This is a genomic window from Marinilactibacillus piezotolerans, from assembly GCF_900114235.1.
In the GTDB taxonomy this organism is placed as follows: Bacteria; Bacillota; Bacilli; order Lactobacillales; family Carnobacteriaceae_A; genus Marinilactibacillus; species Marinilactibacillus piezotolerans.
The window spans coordinates 20,138-37,716 of the sequence record NZ_FOSJ01000021.1; the positions used below are offsets into that span (position 1 = coordinate 20,138).

General features: G+C 36.4%; 17 protein-coding genes. 15 read left to right on the plus strand and 2 right to left on the minus strand.

Annotation, left to right across the window (positions count from 1 at the left end):
- The first annotated feature begins 3 nt into the window (after nt 1-3).
- The 5 genes from BM212_RS06615 to BM212_RS06635 all read left to right on the plus strand — a co-directional run bounded on the left by BM212_RS06615 (nt 4) and on the right by BM212_RS06635 (nt 4,776).
- On the plus strand, nt 4-204 hold the full coding sequence (locus BM212_RS06615) for a DUF951 domain-containing protein (RefSeq protein WP_072693799.1): 201 nt from the start codon (nt 4-6) through the stop codon (nt 202-204).
- 80 nt (nt 205-284) lie between these two features.
- Nucleotides 285-1,385, plus strand: a complete 1,101-nt coding sequence (ychF, locus tag BM212_RS06620; RefSeq protein ID WP_091897474.1) for a redox-regulated ATPase YchF — start codon at nt 285-287, stop codon at nt 1,383-1,385.
- Between the two features lie 29 nt (nt 1,386-1,414).
- Complete coding sequence (locus BM212_RS06625; RefSeq protein ID WP_091897476.1) at nt 1,415-2,122, plus strand: DUF1129 domain-containing protein; 708 nt, start codon at nt 1,415-1,417, stop codon at nt 2,120-2,122.
- A 278-nt stretch (nt 2,123-2,400) separates the two neighbouring features.
- The gene (gene guaB / locus BM212_RS06630; protein ID WP_091897479.1) at nt 2,401-3,879 is read left to right on the plus strand and encodes an IMP dehydrogenase; all 1,479 of its coding nucleotides are present in this window, start codon (nt 2,401-2,403) and stop codon (nt 3,877-3,879) included.
- Nucleotides 3,880-4,011: 132 nt separating this feature from the next.
- Nucleotides 4,012-4,776 (plus strand): CPBP family intramembrane glutamic endopeptidase, encoded by a 765-nt coding sequence (locus BM212_RS06635; RefSeq protein WP_087057438.1) that lies wholly within the window; start codon nt 4,012-4,014, stop codon nt 4,774-4,776.
- 53 nt (nt 4,777-4,829) lie between these two features.
- On the opposite strand, the gene BM212_RS06640 is transcribed toward BM212_RS06635, so the two are convergent.
- Nucleotides 4,830-5,339: a methylated-DNA--[protein]-cysteine S-methyltransferase gene (locus BM212_RS06640; protein ID WP_072693804.1), complete on the minus strand. Its 510-nt coding sequence runs from the start codon at nt 5,337-5,339 to the stop codon at nt 4,830-4,832.
- Between the two features lie 25 nt (nt 5,340-5,364).
- Entirely contained in the window at nt 5,365-6,018 is a 654-nt protein-coding gene (locus BM212_RS06645; protein WP_072693805.1) for a deoxynucleoside kinase, read from the minus strand.
- A 229-nt stretch (nt 6,019-6,247) separates the two neighbouring features.
- Here BM212_RS06645 and BM212_RS06650 point away from each other — a divergent pair, with 229 nt between their 5' ends.
- From BM212_RS06650 to BM212_RS06695, 10 genes are all read left to right on the plus strand, one after another.
- Entirely contained in the window at nt 6,248-8,620 is a 2,373-nt protein-coding gene (locus BM212_RS06650; protein WP_091897481.1) for a phosphoketolase family protein, read from the plus strand.
- A 108-nt stretch (nt 8,621-8,728) separates the two neighbouring features.
- Nucleotides 8,729-9,790, plus strand: a complete 1,062-nt coding sequence (locus tag BM212_RS06655; RefSeq protein ID WP_218149694.1) for an SDR family oxidoreductase — start codon at nt 8,729-8,731, stop codon at nt 9,788-9,790.
- Between the two features lie 223 nt (nt 9,791-10,013).
- A complete protein-coding gene (locus BM212_RS06660; RefSeq protein WP_091897485.1) occupies nt 10,014-10,745 on the plus strand; it encodes a glycerophosphodiester phosphodiesterase in 732 nt (243 codons plus the stop codon).
- A gap of 442 nt (nt 10,746-11,187) precedes the next feature.
- On the plus strand, nt 11,188-12,180 hold the full coding sequence (locus BM212_RS06665) for a mannose/fructose/sorbose PTS transporter subunit IIA (RefSeq protein WP_091897488.1): 993 nt from the start codon (nt 11,188-11,190) through the stop codon (nt 12,178-12,180).
- Nucleotides 12,181-12,216: 36 nt separating this feature from the next.
- The gene (locus BM212_RS06670; protein WP_091897491.1) at nt 12,217-13,017 is read left to right on the plus strand and encodes a PTS mannose/fructose/sorbose transporter subunit IIC; all 801 of its coding nucleotides are present in this window, start codon (nt 12,217-12,219) and stop codon (nt 13,015-13,017) included.
- A 19-nt stretch (nt 13,018-13,036) separates the two neighbouring features.
- Nucleotides 13,037-13,951, plus strand: a complete 915-nt coding sequence (locus BM212_RS06675; RefSeq protein WP_091897494.1) for a PTS system mannose/fructose/sorbose family transporter subunit IID — start codon at nt 13,037-13,039, stop codon at nt 13,949-13,951.
- 137 nt (nt 13,952-14,088) lie between these two features.
- Nucleotides 14,089-14,469 (plus strand): DUF956 family protein, encoded by a 381-nt coding sequence (locus BM212_RS06680; RefSeq protein ID WP_072693813.1) that lies wholly within the window; start codon nt 14,089-14,091, stop codon nt 14,467-14,469.
- 456 nt (nt 14,470-14,925) lie between these two features.
- Nucleotides 14,926-16,374, plus strand: coding sequence for an amino acid ABC transporter substrate-binding protein/permease (locus tag BM212_RS06685; protein ID WP_091897497.1), 1,449 nt, complete (start codon nt 14,926-14,928; stop codon nt 16,372-16,374).
- On the plus strand, nt 16,367-17,095 hold the full coding sequence (locus BM212_RS06690) for an amino acid ABC transporter ATP-binding protein (protein WP_072693815.1): 729 nt from the start codon (nt 16,367-16,369) through the stop codon (nt 17,093-17,095). Before BM212_RS06685 ends, BM212_RS06690 begins: the two co-directional genes overlap by 8 nt.
- A gap of 220 nt (nt 17,096-17,315) precedes the next feature.
- A partial coding sequence (locus BM212_RS06695) for an IS6 family transposase (protein ID WP_143466252.1) occupies nt 17,316-17,579 on the plus strand: 264 nt, incomplete at its 3' end.

Consider the following 17,579-nt stretch of genomic DNA (forward strand, 5'->3'; position numbering starts at 1 on the left):
ATTGTGGAGAAGTCATATGAACTGCATGATGTAGTTGAGATGAAGAAAAAACATCCCTGTGGAGTGAACCGTTGGGAAATCATTCGACTGGGTGCTGATATTCGGATTAAATGCGTCGGATGTGGCCAGTTAGTCCTCATGCCTCGAAGAGAGTTCGAGAGAAAAATGAAAAAAGTACTCAAAAAAGCAGACGAAATAGGTTAGTCAGGTATTTAAAAGACGTCAGCACTATTTCATTCAAATTATTTTAAAATCATGAAAGCAAGGAAAGGTGAATACTGAAAATGCCTTTAACAGCAGGAATCGTCGGTTTACCAAATGTAGGGAAATCAACGTTATTTAATGCCATAACAAAAGCTGGTGCAGAAGCAGCGAATTATCCGTTTGCAACCATTGATCCAAACGTAGGAATCGTAGAAGTACCAGATAAAAGACTTGAAAGATTAGCAGAACTCGTTAAACCACAGAAAGTTGTTCCTACTACTTTTGAATTCACAGATATCGCAGGAATTGTAAAGGGTGCGAGCAAAGGAGAAGGCTTAGGGAACAAATTCTTGGCAAATATTCGCGAAGTGGATGCGATTTGTCATGTTGTTCGATGTTTTGATGATGAAAATATTACACATGTTTCAGGAGCGGTTAGTCCAGCGGATGATATTGAAACAATCAATTTAGAGTTAGCACTTGCAGACTTGGATTCTGTAGAAAAACGTTATGACCGTGTGAAAAAGCAAGCTAAGTCAAAAGATAAAGATGCTCTTGAAATGCTTACAGTTCTTGACAAAATCAAACCTGTTCTGGAAGAAGGCAAACCAGTTAGAATGCTTGATTTCACACCGGAAGAACTACCAATCGTCAAGTCATTATTCTTATTAACAAGCAAGCCTGTACTGTATGTAGCTAATGTCGCAGAAGAAGATATTGCAAATGCAGAAGGTAATAAACACTTAGAAGTCGTTAGAAGTATAGCAGACGAAGAGGGTGCGGAGGTTGTAACAATTTCTGCAGCGATCGAAGAAGAAATTGCAGAACTAGATGATGAAGAAAAAGCTATGTTTTTAGAAGATCTAGGTGTGGAAGAACCCGGATTAGATAAATTGATTCGTTCTTCATACGATCTATTAGGTTTAGCGACATTCTTCACTGCGGGCGAAAAAGAAGTTCGTGCCTGGACATTCCGCAAAGGGATGAAAGCTCCTCAAACTGCCGGTGTTATTCACAGTGACTTTGAACATGGTTTTATTCGAGCAGAAACGATTGCTTATGCAGATTATGATGCATTAGGCAGTGAAAAAGCAGCAAGAGAAGCTGGGAAATTACGTTCAGAAGGAAAAGAATATGTGGTGCAAGATGGCGATGTCATTTTGTTCAGATTCAATGTATAAAAATTTATATCAGAAAGGAGAAAAATCGTTTGTTCAATAAAAATAATAAAGAAGCTCCTGAGCAACCTGACAAAGCAGCGGAACTTTTAGCGAAAAAAGAAGAAAATACGAAATTATATGAACAGTTGACGAATAAAAATCGAGAGTATATGGTTAAGCTGAATCGCAGCTTAGATGATCACGGCGTACCAGAAGAACGGAAGACAATCATTTATAATGATATGTTGAAAAATATCATCAAACAACAAAGTCAGCATCTAACAGCTCGTCGCATCTATGGAACTGTCACAGATCAAGCAAACTATCTGACAGAGAATCAAACTGCTGGTGAACAAGGAGAAACTGTACGTTCAGAAACTTGGAAAATCTATCTGGATGGTGCCTTGACAGCCGGGGGAGCTTATACAGGAATTACTGGATTAATCAGCTTATTTACAGATCAAGCTGCTACAATGAGATTGTTTATGGCTTTTCTTGCATTTGCCATTGGTGGTCTGGCTTTAATGGTCATTGCAAAATATGCACCTGTTCCAGGGCAAAAGGGTGGATTTTTGAAATATATTCTAGCTACCTCTGGAGTTATGATAGGATTTGTTTTGTTAATGACTTTAGGTGCTTTTCCAAGCAGTATAAATCCTGTGTTATCACCAACTATATCTGTTATCATCGGTGTCGTAGCAATTGGAGCAAAAATTTACTTGAAACGCAGATTGAGTATTCAAGGAACCTTATTTTAAATTATTTCTTAAAACCTCTAGAGACGATTAGTCTTTAGAGGTTTTTTATAAAATCATAGTGCAGTCAGCCTAAGTAATGCGAGGTAAAATCTTTACAATTGTATTTTTTTCAGACGTATTATTCGGTAATTAAGCGTTATCAATAGTTTTTTAGTTCTGCTTTATGAGAAAGTTCTTACAAGACGAATCCTAGTATTGACGTTGTTAGATATGGGTGGTAATTTTATAATTAAAAATTACGGCAGCATCAGCTGTAATCACAAAATGGAGGAGAAAAAATGGGCAATTGGGAAACAAAATTCAATAAAAAAGGATATACGTTTGATGATGTATTACTGTTACCGGCAGAAAGCCATGTTTTGCCAAATGAAGTTGACTTGCAAGTAGAACTTTCAGAATCTGTGAAATTAAATCTACCAATACTAAGTGCGAGTATGGATACTGTAACCGCTTCTGGAATGGCTATTGGAATGGCGCGCCAGGGAGGCCTTGGTGTAATTCATAAAAACATGACGATCGAACAGCAAGCTGATGAAGTGCGTAAAGTTAAACGATCTGAATCCGGTGTAATTATTGATCCATTTTTTTTAACTCCAGAAAATTTGGTATCCGAAGCGGAAGCGTTAATGTCTAAGTATCGTATTAGTGGAGTACCGATTGTAGAAACGATGGAAAATAGAAAATTCGTTGGTATCTTAACAAATCGGGATATGAGATTCATTACGGATATGTCTGGACAGATACAGGATGTAATGACAAAAGAAAATCTTGTTACAGCTCCTGTAGGAACGTCTCTAGAAGAAGCGGAACTTCTACTTAAAGAACATAAAATAGAGAAATTGCCTTTAGTTGATGCTAATGGATGGTTGAGCGGTTTAATTACGATTAAAGATATAGAAAAAATCACTCAGTTCCCGAATGCGGCTAAAGATAAGCATGGACGTTTACTAGCTGGTGCAGCTGTAGGTATTACTAAAGATACATTTGAACGTGCCCGGGCCTTGATCGATGCTGGTGTTGATCTAATCGTTGTAGATACAGCTCATGGTCATAGTGCAGGTGTTTTAAGAGAAATGAAAAAAATCCGTGAAGCATTTCCAGCTGTTACACTCGTTGCAGGAAATGTGGCTACTTCAGAAGGTACCAGAGCACTATTTGAAGCAGGGGCAGATGTAGTGAAAGTTGGAATTGGTCCGGGCTCGATTTGTACAACTAGAGTAGTTGCCGGAGTTGGAGTTCCACAGATTACTGCTATTTACGATGCAGCCTCAGTTGCACGCGAATATGGCAAACCTATAATTGCTGATGGCGGAATCAAATATTCAGGAGATATTGCTAAAGCTCTTGCTGCTGGAGGTCATGCTGTAATGCTTGGAAGTATGCTTGCAGGGACGGATGAATCACCAGGAGAATTTGAAATTTATCAAGGTCGTCGTTTCAAAACTTACCGAGGCATGGGCAGTCTTGGTGCGATGAAAAAAGGCTCTAGTGATCGTTACTTCCAAGATAATAAGACAGAATCAAATAAATTAGTCCCAGAAGGAATTGAAGGTCGGGTGGCTTATAAAGGGAGTGTTCAAGATATCCTTTTCCAATTAACCGGAGGACTACGTTCGGGAATGGGATACGTTGGAGCTGCCAATTTGAAAGAGCTAAGAGAAAATGCTCAATTTATTCAAATGTCAGGTGCAGGATTAAGAGAGTCTCACCCGCATGACGTGCATATCACAAAAGAAGCGCCAAATTATTCTGTTTAATATTTACTCATGTAAAAAAAGCATCGAAATTTTTTCGGTGCTTTTTTATTACAATTTATGCTATCTTTTAAATCATCATTTTGGTATTCTTGAGAAAGATTACATACGTACATACTAGATTGGAGATTAAATATGAAAGTTTTTGAAGGATATCCGTTGAGAAAAATTTTGAAGAGAGAGCAAGCTCTGATGTGGGTATTGTCGCCCATAGTTATGCAAATAGTAGTAACTTTTCTGCTTACTTTTTATGTCATCATAGTAAATAGAGATGTAATTCAGAACTTTGCTTCAGAAACTGAACTTATGAGTGCTTTAGAACCAGTCATTAATTTAGGTTCATCACTTGGAACAGTAATGGGGCTAGTATTTTTGACTATAGTGATTATCTGGAGGAAAATCCCTTTGGTTAACCGAAAACAGTTAACTAAAGATGAATGGAAAGTTATACCCGGTTTAAGTAAAAAGGATTGGCGATTTCTTTCATGGTATATTCCTGTCTCATATGTTATATATATATTGGGAAATTATATACTTACATCCATATTTGGTGAAGCAGAGGCTATTAATCAACAGGGAATAGAAGAGCTTGTTGGATCAACACCAATATTGCTGATGTTTTTGATGGTTGTTATTGCTGCACCAATTGCTGAAGAATGGCTATTTCGAGGGTTGATTCTGTTCCGTCATAATTCCTTAGAAGCATCTTGGTTAGCTGTAATTGTCAGTTCTGTTTTATTTGGATTGATCCATGTTCCTACTGATATTCCTAGTGCATTCTCATATATCGGAATGGGTTTCCTGTTCGCTTATGCTGCGAAACAAACTAGAAGTGTAGAGGCTGGTATTGTTTATCATATGCTAAATAACCTATTAGGATTTATCGCCTTGTATCAATAAAAAAAGAATCCGGCCATCAAAATTTCAAAGAATTTTGATGGCCGGATTCTTTTTTATTTTATACCTTCTAGGGAGAGTAATGCTTTCTTCATTGGTAAGCCCCCGCGAAACCCTTTAGGAGCTCCGACTTTTGGTCCGACCCGGTGGCAAGGATAAACGATTTGTAATGGATTTTTACCGATTGCTGTACCGACTGCTCGTGAGTGTCCTGGCTTTCTATTTAGTGCAATAGCAATTTCGCTATAAGTCGTTGTTTCGCCATAAGGGATGGTCAATAGTTTTTTCCATACTTCAATTTGGAATGGTGTTCCGAACAATTCAACTGGAAAGGTAAAATTTTTTCGCCGGTTTGCTAAGTATTCTTCGAATTGACTAATATATCGAGCGAGTTTATTATCATCTCTAATCAGATCTGTATTAAAAGTCAAATTGTTCACCCAACTTTTAAGCTCATCAAAAGTTTGTGGAGAAGATCCTACATACACCAATCCATTTTCAGTAGCTGCAATATAAAAAGACCAATTATCATATAAAACTTCAGAATAGAAGATTGTTTTAACCATATACCTTCCCCCTATATAACTAAGGTTAAATTGAATGCGTCTTTAAAGCGTTTTTGATTTCTTTCATTACCTTTATTCTATCTTCTTCTCGTTCCAAGTCAACTGAATCAATATCAATCACCAATGTCGGACTTTTATCGTATGCATTGAACCAGTCATCGTAGCGACTATGCAACTTTGTATAATAATCTAATAATCCGGAATTTCCTTCGACCTGTTCGAAAGGACGACCTCTTTTCTTTATTCTTTCTAAATGAGTATCAAGAGAACCTCTTAGGTAAATCAGCAAATCAGGGGCTTTTTTAGGAATATCCTGCAATTCTTCCATCATATTATCCAGTAGGTCTGTGTATAATATCATTTCCGCTTCGCTCATATTTCCTTCTTCATAATTGATTTTAGTAAAAAGAGCATCCTCATAAATTGATCGATCGAGTACATTATGTCTATGAACTAATGCTTGTTTAATACTTCTGAACCGAGTATTCAAAAAGAAAATCTGTAATGAAAAGGCCCATCTTTGGGGATCTGCATAAAAATTTTCAAGAATCGGGTTTTCTACCACCTGTTCATAAAAAGCTTTACTTTTAAATTCTTCTGAAATGAACGTAGTATATGTGCTCTTACCCGCTCCAATCATACCAGCTAATACAATCACTGACATCTTATCTCCTTCCATTCTTTAAAAATTCACCTCTATTATCATACCACATGAAATAGGCAGAAAACATTGCAAGTAAAAATTCCATAAAGGTTTTAATTAAAAGGTCGTTTATTAGTTAAGAAGAATTAACAGACAATAATTTAATAAACATTGGCTCTCAAAGTAGATTAGTAAATCACTTTAGTTGTTACTTGCTTTCTTGTAGCAGTATAGTGAAACTATACAAATAAAAAGGAGAATGGTCATGGAAAAATTACAAGATTTTTCATCAAGAGACTATTTAAACAAAGTAGATGCTTGGTGGCGGGCAGCTAATTATTTATCAGTTGGTCAATTATTCTTAAAAGATAATCCTTTACTTAAGACTGAACTAAAGTCATCAGATGTTAAAGTGAATCCAATTGGTCACTGGGGTACCATCCCGGGACAGAATTTTGTGTATGCTCATTTGAATCGTGTCATCAATAAATATAATTTGAATATGTTTTTCATTGAAGGTCCCGGTCATGGCGGACAAGTTATGGTATCAAATGCCTACTTAGACGGGACTTATTCAGAAATCTATCCTGAAATATCTCAAGATGAATACGGAATGCAGAAGCTGTTCAAACAATTTTCCTTCCCGGGTGGAATTGGGTCACATGCAGCACCAGAAACACCGGGATCTATACATGAAGGTGGAGAATTAGGATATGCCTTGTCACATGCTACAGGCGCAATACTGGATAATCCAGAAGTGATTGCTGCTGTAACGATAGGAGATGGTGAAGCGGAAACGGGAGCTTTGGCAACTTCTTGGTTCTCTAGCGTGTTTATCAATCCTAGAAAAGACGGTGCAGTGCTTCCAATGCTTTGTTTAAATGGATACAAAATCGCGAATCCAACAATTCTTTCGAGAAAAACAGATAAAGAACTGACTCAGTATTTTAAAGGATTAGGCTGGGATCCTATATTTGTTGAAGGAGACGATGCTGGAAAACTGCATCCGGAAATGGCAGAAAAACTGGATGAAGCAATTGAAAAGATCCAGATGATTCAAAAGTCTGCCAGAGATAATCAGGAAACCAAACTTGCAATGCCAACTTGGCCTGTATTTATACTGCGAACACCTAAAGGTTGGACAGGGCCGAAATTCTGGGATAACAAACCGATTGAAGACTCCTTCAGATCTCACCAAATTCCTATTCCAGTTGAACAAAGTAACTTGGAACATAGTGATGCTTTAGTTAACTGGATGAAGTCTTATAGACCGGAAGAATTATTCGATGAAAATGGGAAATTAAAAGAAAGTATTCAATCTATTGCACCAAAAGGTAAAAGTAGAATGTCTGCTAATCCAATTACGAATGGCGGAATTAATCCTAAACCACTAGATGTACTAAACTGGAAAGAATACGCTGTTTCAATAGAAACACCTGGAGCAGAAAAAAAACAGGATATGACAGAGTTTGGGAAGTATAGTCGAGATATTGTCGTCAACAATTCAGATCACTTCCGAATTTTCAGTGTAGATGAACTTAATTCAAACCGGTTGAATGCAGTGCTGGAAGTGACTGATCGTCAATGGATGGAACCTACACATGAGCCAAATGATGCATCAATGGGTACGTCAGGAAGAGTGATTGATTCTCAGTTGTCAGAAAACCAGGCAGAAGGCTGGCTGGAAGGATATGTTTTAACTGGACGTCATGGCTTCTTCGTAAGTTATGAAGGCTTCTTGAGAATAGTGGATTCTATGCTGACACAGCATTTTAAATGGATCAGAAAAGCGGATGAGTTAGAGTGGCGAAAAGACTATCCCTCACTGAATATCATCGCATCTTCTTCTGTGTACCAGCAGGACCACAATGGTTATACCCATCAGGATCCGGGAATAGTTACCCATCTGGCTGAGAAAAAGCCAGAATATATTCGCGCCTATTATCCATCTGACGCAAATACTTTGATGGCTGTAATGTCAAAAGTGTTAAGTTCTACACAAAAAATCAATCTGATTGTCTCTAGTAAACATCCGCGTCCGCAGTTCTATTCAGCTGATGAAGCAGAAGAATTGGCAGAAAAAGGCTTGAAAAAAATTGATTGGGCCAGTACAGATCAAGATGAAGAACCTGATATTATAATGGTTGCTGCTGGCACGGAGCCGAATCTAGAATCTTTAGCAGCTGTTACAATTCTTAAAGAATATTTTCCAGAAATGTGTATTCGTTTTATTAACGTAGTTGATTTGTTCAAGCTGCGTCATCAGAAAATTGATTCTCATGGTTTAACAGACAGTGAATTTGATGCATATTTTACTCCAGATAAACCTATTTTATTTGCATATCATAGTTACGAAGGATTAATTAGAGATATTTTCTTTGACAGACCGATTCACCCTATCTCCATTCATGGTTACAGGGAAAATGGTGCAGTAACGACGCCATTTGATATGCGCGTTTTAAACGAATTAGACAGATTTAGTTTAGCAAAAGATGCAGCTAGAATGGTATATGGATTTGAAGCACAGGATTTTGAAGCGGAAATGGATAAACTCTTGGGTAAGCATCATGATTATATCCGTAAACATGGCGAAGATATGCCGGAGGTGACGGGATGGAAATGGACCACATTAGACTAAATTTTGTTTTCCTGCAAATAAGCCCTATAAGTTGAATAATGTCTTTGTTTTTCAATAAAATGAATCTTAAGAAATAAGAACGTACATCCATTAAAGGAGGAAGATAATATGAAGCAAAGAACAGTAGATACAGGAATGCCTTTGAATAGTATGAAATTAAAATTAAAAAAATTAAAGGACCAAGTAATGGTTATCACAGGGGCCACAAGCGGAATTGGTCTGGTAACTGCAAGGATGGCCGCAGAACAAGGTGTAAAGTTAGTGTTAGCTTCGAGAAACGAAGAGGCTTTAAGTATATTAGAAAAAGAATTGAAGGTTAGAGGAACAGAGTCTGCCTATGTTGTAGCCGATGTTTCTAAAGAAGAAGACATAGACAAAATTGCTGAAAAAGCAATTGCAGAATTTGGCGGATTTGATACTTGGCTGAATAATGCTGCAGTGTCTATTTATGGATATTCAGCAGAAATTCCAATTAAAGATATGCGCCAATTATTTGATATCAATTTCTGGGGAGTTGTATACGGAACTCGTAGAGCCATCGCTCATTATAAAGAAAAGAATGAACCTGGATCTATTATTAATATGGGTAGTGTTGTAGGAAATCGCGCATTTCCGGTTCAATCAATTTATTCAGCCAGTAAACATGCCATTAGAGGGTTTACAGATGCTGTACGTATGGAGCTGGAAAAAGAACACGCACCAGTAGTTCTTTCCCAAATTCATCCAGCTAGAGTAGATACTCCTTATACAGATCACGCAACGAGTTACATCAATAAAAAACCAACACATAAAGGGGTTGTTTACCCACCCGAAAGTGTGGCAGAAGCAATTCTTCATGTTGCTGAACATCCTAAACGAGATATGTATGTGGGGACCCAATCTAAATTCTTCTCAATCGTAGGTATGGTGTATCCGAGACTGACTGACAAAATTATGGAAATCAATACGTACCCTACTAATTATGATGAGAATACGAAATCGCCAGCTCCTGAGGCTGGAAATCTCTATGAACATAAAGAAGATTTGTATGAACGTGGCAACAACTTAGGCTGGCACAGACCAAAAAGTCTTATGGTAAAAGCGAAAAAAAATCCTGCTGTGACAGCAGCAGCCATAACTGCAGGCGTTGCGTTAACAGCTTTAAAATGTATACAACTCAAAAAAATATAAAGTAGCAAGATAAAACACTCTCTAAATACTGCCTCTGAAAGTTGGAAAATAGTCTAACTTTCAGGGGTTTTTATAATAAAATACTATACAGACTTAATAAAATAGTAGTAAAAAATGCATTAAATTTATATTCTTATGCTACACTCTTTTTGTAGGATAACAGCAAAAAAACTATGTAAGAATAATGACTGAATAGATCGTTAGAAGGGAAGGAAGTAGTATTATGACATTAAATTTGGCCCACCGAGGATTTAGTGGAAAGTATCCAGAAAATACGATGATTGCATTTCAAAAAGCTTTCGAAGTGGGGGCCGACGGTATTGAATTAGATGCCCAATTAACGAATGATGGAACTGTCGTTATTTTTCATGATGATACTTTAGAGCGATTAACAAGTAGTAAAGGACAATTAACAAACTATACTCTAGAGGAGCTTAAATCTTTATCGATTAATAGTAAAGGTCAGGAAGAGTTAGCAGAACAAAAAATCCCGACTTTAAAAGAATACTTTGAATGGGTGCAGGATAAAAACCTTCTTACCAATATCGAACTTAAAACAGTTAACGGTAATGATATTGGATTAGAAAAGAAAGTATTAAAAATGATTGAAGAGTATGGATTGGAAAATCAGGTAATCATATCTTCTTTTCACAAAGAAAATATGATTCGAGTTAAAAAATTAAATGCGACAATTCAGACTGGACTGTTGATATCAAAGTGCACTAAACAAATTATCCTAAAAGCTAAAGAGATAGGGATGAATTATATCCATCCTAATGCATTAGCTTTAAATGAAGAATTAATAGAATATGCAGACAATTACGATTTGAAAATCAATGCTTGGACAATCAATGAAAAATTAGATTTAGAAAAAGCAGTTAAAGTTGGAATCAATGCTATTATTACAGATTTTCCCGATCGCCTTAAGAAAATTCAAGATAAGCTATCCGTTTAGATATATGAATCAGATTATTAGTCTAAAAACAAAGTGTGATTCGCTTTCTATTTTAGTAGCAGTGTTGATAATAGAAGCAGCTTTTAAGTTTAAAATATTGATCAATACACTAAAATTGAGAAGTATAAAAATACAATCTAAAAAAGATACACTTTTTAGTGTATCTTTTTTAGATTGTATTTTTATTAAACGTTGATAAAACAACGTTTAATAACGATACACTAAAGTTGGCACGGAATTTGCAATATAGTAAGTGACGGACAAATAATGTAGTTTTGTCCCTCTAAACTAGAGGATATAAGGTTTAGAGAGAAAAAATAGCGAAGGGAGGCGGCGTGGTTAAGAGCAATGAAGGTTGCTCTAAAATAAAGGAGAACTATTGAAAAGATGTAAGCTCGTAGTTACATCTTTTCGAGAGACAAATTATTTAGGAGGTAAATAAATGGTAGGAATTATACTAGCAAGCCATGGCGAATTCGCTGAAGGCATCTTGCAATCCGGCGCAATGATTTTCGGAGAGCAAGAGAATGTTAAAGCTATTACCTTGATGCCGAGCGAAGGCCCGGAAGATGTCAAAGCAAAAATGAAGAGAGCAATTGCATCATTCGATGATCAAGATGAAGTATTATTCTTGGTGGATCTATGGGGAGGTACTCCGTTTAATCAGGCTAATACTTTATTTGAAGAGAATAAAGATAAATGGGCAATCGTTGCTGGTTTGAATTTACCAATGTTAATAGAAGCTTATGCATCTCGCTTGTCAATGACATCTGCTCAAGAAATTGCTGCACATATTATTGAAACAGCAAAAGATGGTGTAAAGGTCAGACCAGAAGAATTACAACCTGCATCTGCTAATGGAGTTAAAATTGCAGACGATGGACAACCTAAAGGAGAACTACCTCCTAATACAGTTGTTGGAGACGGAAAAATTAAAATTGTTTTAGCACGTGTAGATTCTCGTTTGTTACATGGACAAGTAGCAACGGCATGGACAAAAACAACACAGCCAAACCGTATTATTGTTGTTTCCGATGCAGTTTCAAAAGACGATCTTCGTAAGAGATTAATCGAACAAGCTACACCACCAGGAGTTAAAGCAAATGTTATTCCAATCGATAAAATGATTGAAATATCTAAAGATCCTCGTTTCGGGAATACTAAGGCATTATTATTATTTGAAAACCCCGAAGATGTTCTTAGAGTAGTTGAAGGCGGCGTAGATATTGAAGAAGTTAATGTTGGCTCACTTGCTCATTCAGTTGGTAAAGTAGTTGTAAGTAATGTGCTTTCTATGGGCCAAAATGATGTAGAAGCTTTTGAAAAACTTAAAGAAAAAGGTATCAAATTTGATGTACGTAAAGTACCAAATGATGCTCGTGGCAATATGAACGAAATTATGAAAAAAGCAAAAAATGAATTGGCACGTAAATAATAAACTAATAAAATAAATTTAATTAGGAGGCCTATTATGTCTATTATATCAATTATTTTAGTAATTCTTGTTGCTTTCCTAGCAGGTGTGGAAGGAATTTTAGATGAATTCCAATTTCACCAACCACTAGTAGCATGTACATTAATCGGGTTAGTAACAGGTAATTTAACAGCAGGTATTATTCTTGGCGGAACACTTCAAATGATCGCATTAGGTTGGGCAAACATTGGAGCAGCCGTAGCACCAGATGCTGCTTTAGCATCAGTTGCATCAGCAATTATTTTAGTATTAGGTGGACAAGGCGTTGACGGAGTTCCGGCAGCGATCGCAATTGCAGTTCCACTTGCAGTAGCAGGACTTTTCTTAACAATGGTTGTTCGTACATTAGCTGTGCCTATTGTACATTTAATGGATAGCGCAGCTGAAGATGGTAATTTTAGAAGAATTGAGCTTCTTCATATAGCAGCTGTAATTATGCAAGGTGTTCGTATTGCGATTCCAGCAGGAGCACTTTTATTCATCCCAGCAGCAACAGTTCAATCTTTCCTAGAATCTATGCCAGCTTGGTTAACAGATGGTATGGCTATCGGTGGTGGAATGGTCGTTGCGGTTGGTTATGCATTGGTTATTAATATGATGGCAACAAAAGAAGTATGGCCATTCTTCATTATTGGTTTCGTAGTAGCCGCAATGACTGAATTAACGCTAATTGCTCTTGGTGCATTAGGTGTAGCAATCGCATTAATTTACTTGAACCTTTCTAAAATGGGCGGTTCTTCAAATGGTGGCGGAAGCAACTCCGGTGACCCACTAGGAGATATATTAAACGATTATTAATCCCGAAGGAGGAGAAAACATGGAAGCAGAAAAAATTCAGTTATCTAAAAGAGATCGCTTATCCGTAGCATGGCGTTCTACGTTTATCCAAGGTTCTTGGAACTATGAGCGTATGCAAAATGGCGGTTGGGCATATTCAATGATTCCAGCGATCAAAAAATTATACACAACTAAAGAGGATCGTTCGTTAGCATTAAAACGTCATTTAGAATTCTTCAACACTCACCCATACATTGCATCACCAATACTTGGAGTTACTTTAGCTCTTGAAGAAGAACGCGCAAACGGGGCTCCCGTAGATGATGTTGCAATTCAAGGTGTTAAAGTTGGTATGATGGGACCTTTGGCAGGTGTCGGTGACCCTGTTTTCTGGTTTACTGTACGTCCTATGTTAGGTGCTCTAGGAGCATCATTAGCAATGGGTGGAAGTATTTTAGGACCAATCATTTTCTTTGTAGCTTGGAATCTTATTCGTTGGGGATTCATGTGGTATACACAAGAATTTGGTTACAAAGCAGGCTCTAAAATTACTGATGACCTTTCAGGTGGTTTATTGCAAGACATTACAAAAGGGGCATCAATACTAGGTATGTTCGTATTGGCTTCCTTGGTACAGCGGTGGGTATCCATTAATTTCCAACCGGTTGTTTCCAGGGTTCAGTTAGACGAAGGAGCATATATAGATTGGGATAGTCTACCATCAGGAGCTGAAGGAATTCGACAAGCCATTGAACAAGTAAACTCTGGTTTATCCCTTTCACCTGTAAAAGTTACAACTTTACAAGATAACTTGGATCAATTGATACCAGGACTAGCTCCATTACTTCTAACATTGCTATGTATGTACTTGCTTAAGAAAAAAGTCAGCCCGATCATTATTATTCTTGGCTTATTTGTAGTCGGAATCGGTGGACACTTGATCGGTCTTTTATAAAAGATTTTAAGGCTATGAATCAACACTAATTCGTATACAAAAAGTGGCTGAGTCTTTTTCTCAGTCACTTTTTTTATTGATATAAGTACTTGAATCAACGTATAATAGAATAAAATTAATGAATTGGAGCGGATAGAATGGTTGAATCAATTAATACAAAAGTTGACTTGGTAATAGATGCTACCGCTTTTACAGGATTAACTGATTATGGAAAAATTATGATCGGAGACAACGGATTTGAATTTTTTAATGGTCGTGATACGCGTAAATTTATTCAAATTCCATGGGAAGAAGTGGAGAATGTTATTGCTTCAGTTATGTTTAAAGGAAGATGGATTCCTCGCTACGCAATTGAAACAAAGAGGTCTGGAACGTTTACGTTTTCATCAAAGCATCCTAAGACAGTTCTTCGCGCTATACAAGTATACGTTGATCCAAAGCATATGGTACATTCTCTAAGTTTTTTTGATGTACTTAAGCGTGCTTTTAAATCAATAGGCAAGAAAAAAAAGAAATAGGAATTATTATTTTATAGTTCAATTGAAAACAAGGGAGACTAATTGCGTTTTGCAATAGTCTTCTTTTGTTTTATGTTTTAAAAAAGCCGAGAGTAATTATAGGTGAAGAAAATTAATATATGTCATTAAACTATAAGTGAAATGGAGTATGTACTCTGGATTCCAAACGGTTTATTGTGAAAAAATAGATTTTTTGTCATGAAGATTAGCAACGGTTTGTAAAATATATACTAGACTAAATTTAAATATGTCGTGATAAACCTAGTAGTTATTAGTGAGAAAAAATCTCTATAATTTAAAATTAAATACTTAATAAAATTAAGTATTTATCCATTTTTAATTAATAATCATATGAAAATATAACGAGTAATAGATAATGGTGTTTTCATCCTTATAATTACTGTATAATTTAAAAGATACCGTGTCATAAATTGGAAATAGAAAAGGATGGATATAATGAAGGTTTACAGGAAAAATAAATTAGCATTGGGGTTGCTGTTCATAGCTACTCTAGTTTTAAATGTGTTTTTATTTCCCGCAGATGTCAATGCAGAAGAAGAGACGTATATTATTGCAACTGACGCTACCTTTGCACCATTTGAATATGAGAATGAAGATGGAGAGTATGTGGGGATAGATGTTGATATACTTACTGCCATTGCTGAAGATCAAGGATTTGAATTTGAACTAAGACCAATGAATTTCAGTGCAGGACTACAAGCTCTAGAGTCTAATCAGGTAGACGGAATGATTGCTGCGATGAGTATCACGCCGGAACGTGAAGAAGCGTTTGATTTCTCTGAGCCATATTTTGATGCCGGACCAGTCATGGCGGTACGTGAAGATAATGAAGAAATTAATTCTTATGAAGATCTTGAAGGGAAAACAGTAGCTGTAAAAGTTGGAACAATTGGAGCAGAATTGGCAAGTGAGCTTCAAGAAACATATACTTTTGAGATTAATCAGTTTGAAGACTCTTCAGGAATGTATGAAGACGTTTTGGCAAATCACTCGGATGCCGTTATTGAAGATTATCCCGTTATGGCTTATGCCATTCAACAAGATTTACCATTACGCTTACCGACTGAGCCGGAAGAAGGAGACTCATACGGATTTGCAGTTAATAAAGGACTAAATCCTGAATTAATTGAAAAGTTCAATGCAGGTTTGGTCAACATTCGAGAAAATGGGACTTATGATAATATAATAGAAACCTATTTAGGTGAGAATGTACAAGGAACAACAAGCAGTGGATTTTTCGGGTTGATAGAAAATAATTATGAGAACTTACTACAAGGACTGGGTCGTACTTTGGTACTTACTTTGGTATCTTTTGCAATCGCACTTGTTGCGGGAACGATTATTGGTTTGTTCAGTGCCGCTCCAAGTGTAGTACTGAATTTTATAGCGAATATCTATGTGACGATTTTACGTGGGATACCATTGATTGTATTAGCATTTTTCATGTACTTTACGGTTCCTCAATTATTAGGAGTACAAATTACAGCTTTCACGGCAGGTATTATAACCTTAAGTTTGAATACAACTGCATATATTGCTGAACAAGTACGAGGCGGAATTGCAGCTGTCGATAAGGGTCAGTTAGAGGCTGCTCGTAGTTTAGGCTTGCCGTATGGGCTTTCGATGCGCAAAGTTGTAGTCCCTCAAGCAATTAAAATTATGATTCCTTCATTGATTAATCAGTTTGTGATTACATTGAAAGATACATCTATACTGGCAGTGATTGGAATTGTAGAGCTAACCCAAACAGGTCGAATTATTATTGCTCGTTCTTATCAGTCTGGTTCAATGTGGATTATTGTAGGATTAATTTACTTGATTATTATAACTCTATTAACTAAACTTTCGAATCTGATTGAAAGGAGACTCATTACAAATGATTAAACTCAAAACAGAACAACTTAAAAAGAGTTTTGGTAACTTAGAAGTATTGAAAGGTTTGGATCTTGAAGTAAAAGAAGGAGAAGTTGTTGTAATTATTGGTCCTTCCGGTTCAGGTAAAAGTACGTTTTTACGCTGTATGAATTTATTAGAAGAGGTTAGTGGGGGGAAAGTCATTGTAGATGATCATGATTTAACTGACCCTGCTCAAAATATTAATAAAGTTCGAGAAAATATCGGAATGGTGTTTCAACAGTTTAACCTTTTCCCACATTTATCTGTTATGGATAATATTACTTTAGCGCCCAGACAGTTATTGAATATTTCCAAAAGTGAAGGCGAAAAGTTAGCCATGAAACTTTTGGAAAGTGTTGGGATGGAAGACAAGGCTGATGCTTACCCAAGCTCACTTTCTGGAGGTCAAAAGCAGCGTGTAGCCATTGCTAGAGCTTTGGCCATGGATCCTGATATTATGTTATTTGATGAACCAACAAGTGCTCTGGATCCAGAAATGGTTGGAGAAGTACTAGGAGCTATGAAGAAACTAGCCCAAGAAGGAATGACGATGATTGTTGTTACTCATGAAATGGGATTTGCTAGAGAAATGGCTGACCGTATAATCTTTATGGATGAAGGACAAATTGTTGAGATAGGAACACCGGAACAAATTTTTAACCATCCTGAAAACGAACGAACTAGAGACTTTTTAGACAAAGTATTATAAATTAAAAAAATTCTTCAAAAATTCTGTTTAATTAGAATTCTTGAAGAATTTTTCTTTTTAATCTACTTTTTTGGAAAAATAGTCTTTAAATCATGGACTAAAAGCTTTTATGACTAACTATTATATTATCGATTAATAAGTATGAAGGTTCTGTTGCAAAGTTTTAAATCTACTATCAAATAAGGTAGAATAATAGAAAAAGATAGCAGGAGGAATGACGATGAATCATTTTAAAGGAAAGCAATTTCAGCAGGATGTGATTATTGTAGCCGTGGGCTACTATCTTCGTTATAACCTTAGCTATCGTGAAGTTCAAGAAATCTTATATGATCGTGGCATTAACGTTTCTCATACGACGATTTATCGTTGGGTGCAAGAATATGGCAAACTACTCTATCAAATTTGGAAAAAGAAAAATAAAAAATCCTTTTATTCATGGAAAATGGATGAAACGTACATCAAAATTAAAGGAAAATGGCATTAT

Coding starts and splice junctions, on each gene's coding strand:
- BM212_RS06685 (WP_091897497.1), top strand. CDS start 14,926: ATGAAGGTTTACAGGAAAAATAAATTAGCATTGGGGTTGCTGTTCATA.
- guaB (WP_091897479.1), top strand. CDS start 2,401: ATGGGCAATTGGGAAACAAAATTCAATAAAAAAGGATATACGTTTGAT.
- BM212_RS06655 (WP_218149694.1), top strand. CDS start 8,729: ATGAAGCAAAGAACAGTAGATACAGGAATGCCTTTGAATAGTATGAAA.
- BM212_RS06660 (WP_091897485.1), top strand. CDS start 10,014: ATGACATTAAATTTGGCCCACCGAGGATTTAGTGGAAAGTATCCAGAA.
- BM212_RS06680 (WP_072693813.1), top strand. CDS start 14,089: ATGGTTGAATCAATTAATACAAAAGTTGACTTGGTAATAGATGCTACC.
- BM212_RS06675 (WP_091897494.1), top strand. CDS start 13,037: ATGGAAGCAGAAAAAATTCAGTTATCTAAAAGAGATCGCTTATCCGTA.
- BM212_RS06665 (WP_091897488.1), top strand. CDS start 11,188: ATGGTAGGAATTATACTAGCAAGCCATGGCGAATTCGCTGAAGGCATC.
- BM212_RS06640 (WP_072693804.1), bottom strand. CDS start 5,339: ATGGTTAAAACAATCTTCTATTCTGAAGTTTTATATGATAATTGGTCT.
- ychF (WP_091897474.1), top strand. CDS start 285: ATGCCTTTAACAGCAGGAATCGTCGGTTTACCAAATGTAGGGAAATCA.
- BM212_RS06635 (WP_087057438.1), top strand. CDS start 4,012: ATGAAAGTTTTTGAAGGATATCCGTTGAGAAAAATTTTGAAGAGAGAG.
- BM212_RS06645 (WP_072693805.1), bottom strand. CDS start 6,018: ATGGAAGGAGATAAGATGTCAGTGATTGTATTAGCTGGTATGATTGGA.
- BM212_RS06690 (WP_072693815.1), top strand. CDS start 16,367: ATGATTAAACTCAAAACAGAACAACTTAAAAAGAGTTTTGGTAACTTA.
- BM212_RS06650 (WP_091897481.1), top strand. CDS start 6,248: ATGGAAAAATTACAAGATTTTTCATCAAGAGACTATTTAAACAAAGTA.
- BM212_RS06670 (WP_091897491.1), top strand. CDS start 12,217: ATGTCTATTATATCAATTATTTTAGTAATTCTTGTTGCTTTCCTAGCA.